Consider the following 12,713-nt stretch of genomic DNA (forward strand, 5'->3'; position numbering starts at 1 on the left):
CAAATGGGAAAAACAAGTGGATTTTTATTAGGAGCAGTAGTAGGTGGTGCTGCCGCCGCCGCTGCGGTAATGTTGCTTGCACCAGAATCTGGTAAAGAATTACGCAAAAAATTAGCTGCCCATACTGATGATTTGTTAGATTTTGCCAGTGATTATGCAGATATCGCAAAAGAAAAGAGTCATGATTTAACAGACATCGCTAAAGAGAAAGCAGTTAAATTATCACAACAAGCTGAAGAGACAGCAGATACTTTAAAAAACAAGACAAGTGATTCCTTAGAAGATTTACAAGATTCATCTGCTGATCTCATTGCTAATTTGAAAAAGCAAACAGGAGATCTCTCTGAAAAATTTAAAAAATCAGCTGCAGAAGTAAAAGAGCAAGGTCAAGCTATCGCCGAAGATAAAAAAGAGGACATGGATGATATTGTCATTGACGCAACTAAAGGTGCAAAAGAGATGAAAGAAACACTTAAAGAGGGTGTGTCTGAAGCAAAACCTGTGGCTGAATCTTTAAAAGAAAATACTAAAGATGTAAAAAAAGAAGTTGCGGCACAAGTAAAAGCTGATACCGCTGATGTAAAAGATGTTGTGACAGAGGAAACAAAGATGGCGGCAAAAGATTTTAAAGTAGCGGAAAAAGAACTAAAAGAAAAAGTGGAAGAAAATAATCCAGAATAACAAAAAAACTGTCGCAAATTTTGCGACAGTTTTTTATCTGGTAAGTTAATGGAGAGTAAAATGAAGCGGAATTATTTAAGATTTCTCTCTGCTCAAAAAAGCCCAATCTTTATCTAAGATTGGGCTTTTGAAGATTTTAATACGATAATCTTTCTTATTTTGTAATAATTTGTAATTCTTTGGGTGTCTTGGTAAAAGGTTTGCAGCCATCTTGGGTGACATAAATACAATCTTCAATTCGGACTCCAACTTCTCCAGGTAAATAAATTCCTGGTTCAATTGAAAAACACATACCTTCTTCAATAACTAAATTGTTACCTTCAACCAAAGACGGAAATTCATGAACGGTAGTACCAATACCATGTCCAAGCCGATGGTTGAAATATTTTCCATAACCAGCTTTCTCAATAACATCACGTGCAACTTTATCAATTTGAGCTGCAGTAACACCTGGGCGAACAAAATTTTGGGCAGCTAATTGAGCTTCTAAGACAATTTGATAAATTTTTTCTTGTAAAGCTGTTGGTTTCTCAAAGGCTACTGTGCGCGTAGCGTCACTGCAATACCCTTTCCAAACAACACCTAAATCAAAGAGAACCAATTCGTTTGGAATGATCTTACGTTCACCGGGGGCTCCATGAGGATTGGCTGCATTATCACCAGCCAAAACGATAGTATCAAAACTCATTTGGCTAACGCCGCCTCGTTTCAATTGATATTCAATTTCTGCTGTGATTTCAGCTTCTGAAGCATTTGCCCGTATTGCTGCAAAACCAATTTTAAAAGCCTCATCAGCCCAAGCTCCAGCTTCTTGTAAAAGTTTAATTTCACCAGCAGTCTTACGCAATTGACTTTGTTGAATAATAGGAGTTAAATCAAAATTAAAATCTGTATGCAATAAAAGCGAACGAAGGATTTCAAGACGATCAACAGTTAAATGATTTTTTTCAATTGCAATCTGTTTGGGTTCATCATAGCGTGCTTTAATCGCTGCTACGATTAATTGCCAAGGATTTTCATTATCAGCATATCCTAAAACATCAAATTGCCAGTTACTATTCTTAGCTGTTTCAACTTCTAAAGCTGGGGTAAATAAAAAAGGATCGGAGTTAGCCGAAATAAACAATGCCAAGACGCGTTCATGTGGATCACTTTTATAACCAGAATAATAAGCAATGTGGTCAGGATTGGAAATATAAGCCAACGGGATATCGTGAGATTTTAACCAGGACTTTAACTCTTCAATTTTTACTAAGTTCATATAGAAACCTTCTTTCAAAATAGTCATCTTCATTTTAGCATACTTCTTTTAAAAAAGAATTTTTGAAAAATGATAAAAATTTTCAGGAAAGGAAAGTAAAACGGTTGCATTATGATTCTTTCCATGCTATTCTAACAAAGAAATGTAAATGGTATTTTCAGAAAATACAAATCAATTCATTAAATAAGGAGATATGAAATGGACAAACAAACAATTACGATTTATGATGTTGCCCGAGAAGCCAATGTGTCAATGGCTACTGTTTCGCGTGTTGTTAATGGCAATCCTAACGTGAAGCCTGCTACACGCAAAAAAGTTTTGGAGGTTATTGATCGCTTGGATTACCGTCCCAATGCTGTTGCCCGTGGTTTAGCAAGTAAAAAAACGACAACAGTGGGCGTTATTATTCCCGATGTTAGCAATATGTATTTTGCTTCATTAGCTCGTGGAATTGATGATGTCGCAACAATGTACAAATACAATATTATCTTAGCAAACTCAGATGGGGATACACAAAAAGAAGTAAACGTCTTAAATAATTTATTAGCAAAACAAGTTGATGGTGTAATTTTCATGGGACATCGTATTACCGATGAAATTCGAGGAGAATTTTCGCGTTCGAAGACACCTGTTGTATTAGCCGGCTCAATTGATCCAGATGAGCAAGTAGGTAGTGTTAATATTGATTATATGACTGCAACCAAAGATGCTGTTAATCTATTAGCAAAAAATGTTAATGAAAAAATTGCCTTTGTAAGTGGTGCGTTAATTGATCCAATTAATGGTCAAAATCGTTTGCAAGGGTATAAAGAAGCCTTAAAGGAAAATGATTTAGAGTACAATGAAGGGTTAATTTTTGAAGCAAAATATAACTTTAAAGATGGCATTTCCTTAGTTTCTCGCTTAAAAAATAGTGGTGCAACAGCAGCTTTTGTTACGGATGATGAACTTGCAATTGGTATTTTAGACGGTCTAGTTGACGAAGGTGTCAATGTGCCAGAGAACTTTGAAATTGTGACAAGTAATAATTCATTACTAACAGATGTGGCACGTCCGCGACTGTCTAGCATTACGCAACCTTTGTATGATATCGGTGCGGTTTCAATGCGCTTATTAACGAAAATGATGAATAAAGAAGAAGTCGAAGAAAAAACAATCATCTTACCTTATGGTATCGATGAAAAAGGTTCAACAAAATAGTAAAGTATGTTTTAAACAGTCTCCATGCTATCTTGCGGAGGCTGTTTTTATATTAGCTAAAATGTGATTAAAAAGGTAATTCACTTTTTATCCTGCAAGAAGAGGTCGATTCGCTGGTAAAATAGTAGTGAAAAAAAGCAGGCGAAAATTCGCCTGCTTTAATTATTGTCCCGTATTATTAGCAGTACCATTGTTAGTTGTGTTGTTATTAGTTGCACCATTACTGGTATTTGAATTGTTACTAGTCGTATTACCGTTAGTAGTATTCGTATTATTATTAGTACTGTTACCATTAGTGGTTGTGTTGTTTTTTTGTTGGCTATTAGTGGTTTTTTGTTTTGCGTAAATTTTATTCCAATAATCGGCGTAATTCGCATCTGTGCCACCAATGCCAAAACGGTAATTACTTTCTCCGGGTCCATTTTTTGCCCAAAGAGAAGTTGTCGTATCGTTTGGAACTTGCATAGTAGCGCCGTTATAGCTAATACTACCTGGTAATTCGCCAGTAGCTTTAGCCACTGTTTCTTGTTTTACTGAAGCATCTAATTTGAATTTTTGATCGGTACCAAAAATATCTGGATTAGCCATATAAATGCGATTAATTAAATAAGCCATGTAATTCCCCGTTCTCGTTCCAGCACCGTTGTCATTTTTTTCTTTTTGGCTATCCATTCCTGACCAACTGCCAATAGTAACTTTTGGTGTTGAAACAATTAGCCATGAATCGCGATAATAATCAGAAGATCCAGTCTTGCCAACCCAGTCTGCCTGGCCTAGATACCAATTTAAATTGCTGATAGTAGACTTAAAGGGGGTAGTGATTCCTTGACTTAAAACATTACGCATCAAATTATTCATGATTGATGCAGTTGCCTTGGAAAAGATTCGAACAGGTTTATTTTCATGTTTGTAAATATCTTTTCCTTGACTGTCCGTAATGGATTCAATCAAATAACCTTGCTGGTAGACACCACCGTTTGCTAAAGCTTGAAAACCATTTGTTTGCTGAACTGTGGTGACATCCATTGGTCCTAATGGGGCAGATTCAACATTCCAAGAATTATTGGCCGGAAAGTTCATTTTCGCCAAATAATTGTCATAGACAAAGTCTGCTGATTTTTTTTCTTGTAATTCTTGGTAAACATGATATGCCGTAATGTTGGTCGATTCTGCTAAGGCATCCTCAACTGTTTGAAACGTTTTTGACCCCTTATTAGTAGCATTAACAATTTCTTTGCCAGCATCTTCGCCGGCTTTCCATTTAGCTGGATAATCCGAAATGCGGGTTTGGCTACCGATTAGACCTTGGTCAATGGCCGGACCATATACTAAAATCGGTTTAATCGTAGAACCTGCCGCGCGAGAAGTATCAAAGGCGTGGTTATTTTGATTATCACTGAAATCACGACTGCCAATAAAGCCTAGGATTTTTCCAGTTGCATTATCCATCATGACATTTCCAACTTCGATTTTATCGCCATTATAATTGTCCAACATGTAACCATATTCTGCTACACCCTTTTGCATAGCATCATAGATTTTTTTGTCAATAGTCGACTTAACTGTATAACCACCGTTGACTAATTCATTTTGCGCTTTTTCAAGATATGCCTCTTTGGTCTTTTTCTTTTCGTAATCTTGAGTGGAGACGCCATCGTCTTTAGCCAATTTTTGAGCAACGATACTTTTAGCTTCGTTCATAACCGTATAATATAAGAAACCATGGTCATCATTATTTTGCGTTTGTTGTTTTAAGAAGTCTTTTTTCAGATCATACTTTTTAGCTGCTTCGTATTCTTTTTTACTAATATCATGATTACGGTACATACTAAAAAGGACAAAATCTTTTCGTTCTAAGCCAGCAGTGACATTTTCTTTTAATTTACCCGTGTTATCAAAGGGACTGTAAATAATCGGACTTTGTGGCAAGCCGGCAATAAAAGCTGCTTGTGGCAAGTTAACATCTTTAGCATCTTTCCCAAAAATACCTTTTGCTGCCTCTTGAACGCCGGCGATATTTTGGCCTTTGTTGTTACGACCAAAAGGTGAGACGTTTAGATACATCGTCACTATTTCATCTTTACTAAAGAATTTTTCAACTTCCATAGCCAAAAGAATTTCATTTGCTTTTCGTTTGAAAGTAGTCTCACTGGTTAAAACTTGTTGCTTGACTAATTGCTGCGTTAAAGTAGAACCACCACCGCCGCCAAAACCAGTTGCTTCTGATAATAGTGCACGGACGACTGCTTTTGGTACTACACCATTGTGTTCATAAAAGTATTCATCCTCGGTGGCAATAATCGCTTTTTTGAGTAAGTCAGAAACTTGATCTGACTTTACAGATGTTCGAAATAAATCAGAACGGATGGTAGCAATCGAACTGTTATCGGCATAAGTTAATTTAGAGGTTTGCGATACGTCCCCTAATTCTTTTTGCATAGTCGCTTTTTTTGGTGCTGGTGTATCTTCGACTAAATAAGCGAAATAGCCGGCACCAATTCCTAATGCTAATGCACCACCAATAATCAGACACGAAATTCCAACTAAAATTAAGGAATGCAAAACCCGTAATGAGATATTAAAGTAAAACCAGCCTTTTTTTCGATCAGAAAAAGGCTCATCATGATGTTTTTGCTTTTTAGGCAATGACTTTCACCTCAGTTTTAAATTTACCGTGTCATTATAGCAAAAAAGTTCTTAAATAGATAGATTTCTACTATTATGGTGGGGAAATACTAAGAAAAAACCAAACTTTTAAGGAATAAAATGGGTGTAAAAAGCCTTTTCTTAATATTTTTTTGCGATATACTAAAACAAAGGATAATGACGTTGCTTTTTATTTAACACTAAAAAATGAGCGTAAAAATTTCTTTTTACCGCTAGCTTAATTACAATAATAAAAAATAACCATGAAAGAAGTGAAGATATGTTAATAGGTTCCCATGTTTCCTTTAAAGCTAGCAAGGCCTTACTTTCTTCTGTTGAAGAAGCAGTAAGTTATGAGGCCAATACTTTTATGCTTTATACTGGCGCACCACAGAATACCCGACGTAGTGAGATGGATCAAGAAAGTATTGCTACTGGTAAAAAAATGATGCAAGAAAATGCGATGCATGATTTTGTTGTCCATGCACCTTATATTGTTAATTTAGGAAATACCATTAAACCACAAAATTTTGGCTTTGCCATTGAATTTTTGCGGTCTGAAATTTTACGTGCCCAAGAACTTGGAGCTAAACAAATTACATTGCATCCTGGAGCTCATGTTGGTGCTGGAACAAAAGCGGGCATTGCGCAAATTATTAAAGGATTAAATGAAGTTTTAACAAAAGATCAAATTCCTCAAATTGCGTTAGAGACAATGGCTGGTAAAGGTACAGAAATTGGACGTAATTTTGAAGAGTTGGCCGCAATTATTGATGGTGTAACATTGAATGATAAATTATCTGTTACTTTTGATACGTGTCATACAAATGATGCTGGTTATAATGTAAGAGAGGATTTCGACGGTGTTTTAGCAGAATTTGACCGAGTAATTGGTTTAGAACGTTTAAAAGTTGTTCATTTAAATGACTCTAAAAATCCACAAGGTTCTAAAAAAGATCGACATGCTAATTTAGGATTTGGAACGATTGGCTTTGAAGCACTACACTATATAGCAAATCACAAAAAGTTAGCTGCGTTGCCTAAAATACTTGAAACACCTTATGTTGGAGAAGATAAAAAAAGCAAAAAGCCACCTTATAAATTTGAAATTGCTATGTTACGTCGGGGTGTTTTTGATCCAAATTTATTGGAAAAAATTATTGCACAATAATTCTGCCTTAAAATAAAAAGTAAAGTACAGCGGCAATCAATCTGCCCGCTATACTTTACTTTTTTATTCTACTTCATGTTTGACTGTCGCCAAGGACACTTCGCTAAAGAAGCGTGTAATTTCAATTTCTGCTGCTGCAGCGCAGTCAGAAGCATGAATTACATTTTGTGACTTGTTAGTAGCAAAATCACCACGAATTGTGCCAGGAGCAGCTTCCAAAGCATTTGTTTGCCCAATCATTTTGCGAACCATCTCAATGGCATTTTCACCTTTTAAAACGATACAAACGACAGGTCCTGATGTCATATAGTCAATGATGTCCTGAAAAAATGGCTTATCTGCAAGATGAGCATAGTGGGCTCGGGCGGTTTCTTTGGTTAACAAACCGTAGCGCATTGCTTCAATTGTCAGTAGTCGCTCTTCAAAACGACTGATAATTCGCCCGACTAAACGACGTTTGACACCATCTGGTTTAATGATGATTAAAGTTTTTTCTTCCATTACACTCACCTCAAAAAATATTTATAAACTTAGCATAGCATGTTTTTTATATCGCCGATTGTAAAATTAAGCTAGACAACTAAAAAAGTCATTTGTGCTACACTCAAAATAGTTCCGTCCAAAGAATTATAAGGAGTGAGTACAAATGACCTATACCCATCTTACAACGGATGAACTTGTAATGATAGAGTCTTATTTCAAAATAAATCAATCTGTTGCGAAAACTGCGCATTGCTTGAATCGTTCAAGACAAACGATCCATAAAGTATACCTGTTCTTCAAGCAAGGAAAATCAGCCTTAGAGTACTATCAACAGTATAAGAAAAACAAATCAAACTGTGGTAGACGCCCGCTTGTTTTACCTGAGGAACAATCAGAATATATTCAAAGAAAGGTTGTTCAAGGATGGACACCCGATGTGATTGTTGGTCGTGCAGCGTTTCCTATTCGTTGTTCTGCTCGTACCATTTATCGTATGTTCAAAAAGGGGCTATTTAATCCTTCTGACTTACCGATGAAAGGCAAGCGTAAACCAAATGGACATCAAGAAAGACGTGGAAAACAAGCTTTCCGTCGCTCTATTCATGAACGTGAAAAAGATTATAGCCAATTCTCAAATGAGTTTGGTCACCTTGAAGGTGACACTATCGTAGGTTTGAAACATAAAAGTGCTGTAATTACCTTAGTTGAACGATTATCAAAAGTTATCATCACATTGAAACCGTGTGGTAGACAAGCGATTGATATTGAAAACAAATTAAATCATTGGTTTGAATCTGTACCGAAAAATCTATTCAAATCCATCACTTTTGATTGTGGAAAGGAATTTTCAAATTGGAAACAGATCAGTAATGCCAATGATATTGCCATTTATTTCGCTGATCCAGGAACGCCGTCTCAAAGAGGCCTAAACGAGAATTCTAACGGATTGTTACGTAGAGATGGTTTATTGAAATCTATGGATTTCAATTCAGTAGATGAATCTTTTATTCAATCTGTCGCATCGAAACGAAATAATATTCCTAGAAAATCACTGAATTATCGAACACCTTTGGAAGTATTTTTGAGTTACGTAAGTATTGATGATTTGTCTAACTTAATTTGACAATTAAGATATTTAGAAAACGCTTTCTTTTGTTGCCTTGCGAAAAGCTCTTTTCATTTTGATATTTTTCTAGTAAAATGACACAGTGAGACTATAAGAGAAAGGAGAGATTTTCATGTCAACATCAATCGTAGTACTTATTGCAATTATTGCTGCCTTACTAGGTGCAGTCGGTGGCTTTTTCTTAGCACGTAAATATATGAAAGACTATCTGGAAAAAAATCCTCCCGTTAACGAGGAAATGTTACGTTCAATGATGATGTCGATGGGCCAAAAACCCTCAGAGAAAAAAATTCGTCAAATGATGCAGCAAATGAAAAACCAAGGGAAAAAATAATCTTTTGGCTTTCTGTCGTGACGGGCTGATTTTTTCAGCCCGTCTTTTTTTGTGTCTATCTGGTGGTAAGGGTTTAAAAAAATTAACCAGAATTTTCAAATTATTCTGGTAATAAAATAAATAAGAGATAAAGGAGTTAAGGAGGTAGTTATGTCAATTTTTAGAAAGTTAGGTTGGTTTTTCAAACAAGAAAAACGCCACTATATTTTCGGTGTGACAGCACTGATTTTAGTAGCTATTTTTCAATTGATTCCTCCTAAAGTAATTGGAATTATTATTGATGAAATTGCTGATGATAATATTCATTTAAATATTATTTTAGGATGGGTAGGAATTTTGGTAATTTCAGCTATTGCGCAATATATCTTTCGCTATATTTGGCGGACTAATATTTGGGGAAGTGCAGCACGCTTAGAAAAACATCTTAGACGACAACTTTTTGCTCATTTTACCAAAATGGATCAAACCTTTTATCAAGAACATCGTACTGGAGATCTAATGGCCCATGCTACTAACGATTTAAATGCAATTCAAAATGTTGCTGGGGCTGGAATTTTAACCTTTGCTGATTCATTTATTACAGGTGGAATGACTATTGTTGCGATGATTCTATTTATTGATTGGCGCTTAACTCTAATTGCGTTATTACCATTACCTCTTCTAGCAGTAACTTCACGAATGCTGGGGACAAAGCTTCACGATGCTTTTCGGGATGCTCAAGAGGCTTTTTCAAGTATTAACGACAAGGCTCAAGAAAGTATTACGGGGATGAAAGTTTTAAAAACGTTTGGCCAAGAAGAAGAAGATATTGCTGATTTTTCAAAGAAGATTGATGATGCAATTGTCAAAAATAAACGTGTTAATTTTTTGGATGCATTATTTGATCCTTTTATTACGTTAATTATTGGTCTTTCTTACGTTGTTACCATTATTGTGGGGGGAAACTTCATTTTAAAAGGGACGATTACAATTGGTCAATTGGTATCATTTATTAGTTATATTGGTATGTTAGTTTGGCCAATGTTTGCCATTGGCAGACTATTTAATGTGTTGGAGCGTGGAAATGCCAGTTATGATCGAGTAGCAGTGTTATTAAGTAAAAAAACGCATATCATCGAAAAAACGAATGCGATTAATGTACCGCCAAAAGGAAACTTAGAATTTTTAATTCGTAAATTTTCTTATCCTGATAGTCATGAAATAGCCTTACGCGATTTACAGTTTGTCGTAAATGAAGGAGAAACTTTAGGAATTGTCGGTAAAACTGGAAGTGGTAAAACGTCGATTATGAAATTATTACTGCGAGAGTTTGATGATTATGAAGGTCAAATTACTTTTGGGAGGCAGGATATTAAAAATTATACTTTGGAAGCATTACTTGCTTCTTTGGGATATGTTCCGCAAGATCATTTTCTTTTTTCTACCACCATCCGCGATAATATTCGTTTTGTCGATCCCACACTATCTCAAAGTGAAGTTGAGCAGGCTGCTAGGTTAGCAGATATTGCGGCAGATATTCAACAAATGCCAAAGAGATACGATACTTTGGTAGGAGAACGGGGAGTATCTTTGTCTGGTGGTCAAAAGCAACGACTGTCAATTGCGCGTGCGGTAATTGCCAAACCAGAAATCTTAATCTTAGATGATGCACTTTCTGCTGTTGATGCCAAAACAGAAGAAACGATTTTAAATAATTTGAAAGTTGCGCGCCAAAATAAAACTACCATTATTGCAGCCCATCGTTTAAGTAGTGTCATGCATGCGCAAGAAATAATCGTAATTGATGAAGGTCAAATAGTTGAACGTGGCAACCATCAAGAATTACTAGCTTTGGAGGGGTGGTATGCTAAGATGTGGGCAAAACAGCAACTGGAACAAAAAATTAGCAAGGGGGATATTTAATGGAAGAATCTGCATGGTCTAAATCACTTTCATTTAAAGAACAAAAGAGAATTGTTACACGGATGTTTAAGTTTGCTAAACCTTTTGCCAAAACTTTTCTTTTAGCAATTGTCTTTGCCTTGGCTTTATCAGTTATCAATATTTTATTGCCGCGCATTATTCAAGCGTACATGGATAATTATTTAACCACACAAACTGCAACTGAAAAAATTATTTATTTTTTTGCTGCTCTTTATTTTTTTGGGGTGATTTTAAAAGCGGTCATTTGGTTTTTCCAATGGTTTTTATATTCGATGGCTGCGCTGAAAACTTTTCAGTACATTCGTGTAAAACTGTTTGAAAAACTCCATACACTGGGGATGCGCTATTTTGATCAAACACCAGCTGGCTCTATTGTTTCGCGAGTAACTAATGATACTGAAACATTATTTGAATTTTGGTATGTTTTTTTGATGATAATTACTGGAATTTTTGCCGTCATTTCATCTTTTGTGGCGATGTTTTCAATTAACCGTAAAATTGCGTTAATTAATCTAGTGTTTCTACCGATTTTACTGATTGTTATTTGGTATTATCAAAAATTCAGTTCCCAAATTTATCGACAGATGCGAGAAAAACTAAGTCAATTAAATACTAAGTTGAATGAATCGATTTCAGGTATGCAAATTATTCAACAATTTCGCCAAGAATCACGACTAAAAAGTGAGTTTGAAATAATTAATGATGACTATTTAAAAACACGATTTGCGATGATTAAAACAAATTCGCTGCTTTTGGCACCAATTATTAATTTACTATATGCCTTAGCAATTGCATTGTCGTTATCACTATTTGGTTTTGACGCTGTTCATTCTCCTGTAGAGGTGGGGATGATTTACGCTTTTACCACATATGTGCAAGGTTTTTTTAATCCGATGACGCAAATGATGGATTTCTTAAGTGTTTTTACCGATGGAATTGTAGCTGCTAGCCGTATTTTGAAAATTATGGATACAACAGAAGTAACACCGGCACAAAATCCTAATGCAAATGAAAAAATTGGTGCCGGAAAGATTGAATTTCGTCAAGTTAGTTTTTCATACGATGGGAAGCACGATGTTTTAAAAGATATTTCTTTTGTTGCAAATCCCGGTCAAACAATTGCATTAGTAGGACATACTGGGAGTGGTAAAAGTTCGATTATTAATGTGTTAATGCGTTTTTATGAATTTCATTCTGGCGAAATTTTGATTGATGATAAAAATATTAAAGACTATCCTCTGACAGAATTACGAGAAAAAATGGGCTTAGTATTACAAGATGCATTTATGTTTTACGGAGATATTGCTACTAATATACGGCTATTAAATAAAAACATTACTGATAATGAAATTAAAGCTGCAGCAGAATTTGTGCAAGCTGATAAATTTATTATGCAATTACCTGGTAAATATCACGCCAAAGTAATGGAGCGCGGGGCTAGTTATTCCAGTGGTCAACGCCAACTTTTATCTTTTGCTCGTACAATGGTTACAAGTCCCAAAATTTTGGTACTAGATGAAGCAACGGCAAATATTGATACGGAAACTGAAAGTTTAATTCAAGCTAGTCTAGCGAAAATGCGGAAAGGAAGAACGACCATAGCAATTGCTCACCGCTTGTCTACGATTAAAGATGCTGACTTAATTTTAGTACTGGATAAAGGTGCGATTGTAGAAACTGGGGATCATGCTAGTTTATTAGCTGAGGATGGCTTATATGCCGCTATGTACAAATTGCAAAGTAGTGAAGTTTAAATAAGAAAAAAATGGTAGAATTTCTAGTAATAAAAAAATTCTGCCATTTTTTAATTAAGAAAATAAAAATTTGAGCAGCTGTTGACAACGCTTTCTTATTTCTGTTACAATAACTATAAATTAAATAGACCAAA

General features: G+C 35.4%; 10 protein-coding genes. 7 read left to right on the forward strand and 3 right to left on the reverse strand.

Annotated elements, in window-relative coordinates:
• Positions 1-3: 3 nt before the first annotated feature.
• Positions 4-681 carry a YtxH domain-containing protein gene (locus tag EsVE80_RS04575; protein WP_173102653.1) on the forward strand — a complete coding sequence of 226 codons (678 nt, stop codon included), beginning with the start codon at positions 4-6 and terminating at the stop codon, positions 679-681.
• Positions 682-835: 154 nt separating this feature from the next.
• Here EsVE80_RS04575 and EsVE80_RS04580 read toward each other — a convergent pair whose 3' ends face one another.
• Positions 836-1,942 (reverse strand): M24 family metallopeptidase, encoded by a 1,107-nt coding sequence (locus tag EsVE80_RS04580; protein ID WP_173102654.1) that lies wholly within the window; start codon positions 1,940-1,942, stop codon positions 836-838.
• A 198-nt stretch (positions 1,943-2,140) separates the two neighbouring features.
• Here EsVE80_RS04580 and ccpA point away from each other — a divergent pair, with 198 nt between their 5' ends.
• Positions 2,141-3,142: a catabolite control protein A gene (ccpA, locus tag EsVE80_RS04585; RefSeq protein ID WP_173102655.1), complete on the forward strand. Its 1,002-nt coding sequence runs from the start codon at positions 2,141-2,143 to the stop codon at positions 3,140-3,142.
• A gap of 162 nt (positions 3,143-3,304) precedes the next feature.
• On the opposite strand, the gene EsVE80_RS04590 is transcribed toward ccpA, so the two are convergent.
• Positions 3,305-5,788: a transglycosylase domain-containing protein gene (locus tag EsVE80_RS04590; protein ID WP_173102656.1), complete on the reverse strand. Its 2,484-nt coding sequence runs from the start codon at positions 5,786-5,788 to the stop codon at positions 3,305-3,307.
• Positions 5,789-6,068: 280 nt separating this feature from the next.
• Between EsVE80_RS04590 and EsVE80_RS04595 the strand changes: the two genes are divergently transcribed.
• A complete protein-coding gene (locus tag EsVE80_RS04595) occupies positions 6,069-6,959 on the forward strand; it encodes a deoxyribonuclease IV (RefSeq protein ID WP_173102657.1) in 891 nt (296 codons plus the stop codon).
• A 63-nt stretch (positions 6,960-7,022) separates the two neighbouring features.
• Here the strand turns inward: EsVE80_RS04595 and ndk are convergent, their stop codons facing one another.
• Positions 7,023-7,460, reverse strand: a complete 438-nt coding sequence (ndk, locus tag EsVE80_RS04600; protein WP_173102658.1) for a nucleoside-diphosphate kinase — start codon at positions 7,458-7,460, stop codon at positions 7,023-7,025.
• Positions 7,461-7,605: 145 nt separating this feature from the next.
• Here ndk and EsVE80_RS04605 point away from each other — a divergent pair, with 145 nt between their 5' ends.
• The 4 genes from EsVE80_RS04605 to EsVE80_RS04620 all read left to right on the forward strand — a co-directional run bounded on the left by EsVE80_RS04605 (position 7,606) and on the right by EsVE80_RS04620 (position 12,579).
• A complete protein-coding gene (locus tag EsVE80_RS04605; RefSeq protein ID WP_000222573.1) occupies positions 7,606-8,565 on the forward strand; it encodes an IS30 family transposase in 960 nt (319 codons plus the stop codon).
• 115 nt (positions 8,566-8,680) lie between these two features.
• Positions 8,681-8,902, forward strand: a complete 222-nt coding sequence (locus tag EsVE80_RS04610; protein ID WP_071863680.1) for a YneF family protein — start codon at positions 8,681-8,683, stop codon at positions 8,900-8,902.
• A gap of 150 nt (positions 8,903-9,052) precedes the next feature.
• A complete protein-coding gene (locus EsVE80_RS04615) occupies positions 9,053-10,804 on the forward strand; it encodes an ABC transporter ATP-binding protein (protein ID WP_173102659.1) in 1,752 nt (583 codons plus the stop codon).
• Entirely contained in the window at positions 10,804-12,579 is a 1,776-nt protein-coding gene (locus EsVE80_RS04620) for an ABC transporter ATP-binding protein (protein WP_173102660.1), read from the forward strand. The genes EsVE80_RS04615 and EsVE80_RS04620 overlap by 1 nt, the downstream gene beginning before the upstream one ends.
• The last annotated feature ends 134 nt before the right edge of the window (positions 12,580-12,713 follow it).

It is taken from the genome of Enterococcus saigonensis (assembly GCF_011397115.1).
In the GTDB taxonomy this organism is placed as follows: Bacteria; Bacillota; Bacilli; order Lactobacillales; family Enterococcaceae; genus Enterococcus_C; species Enterococcus_C saigonensis.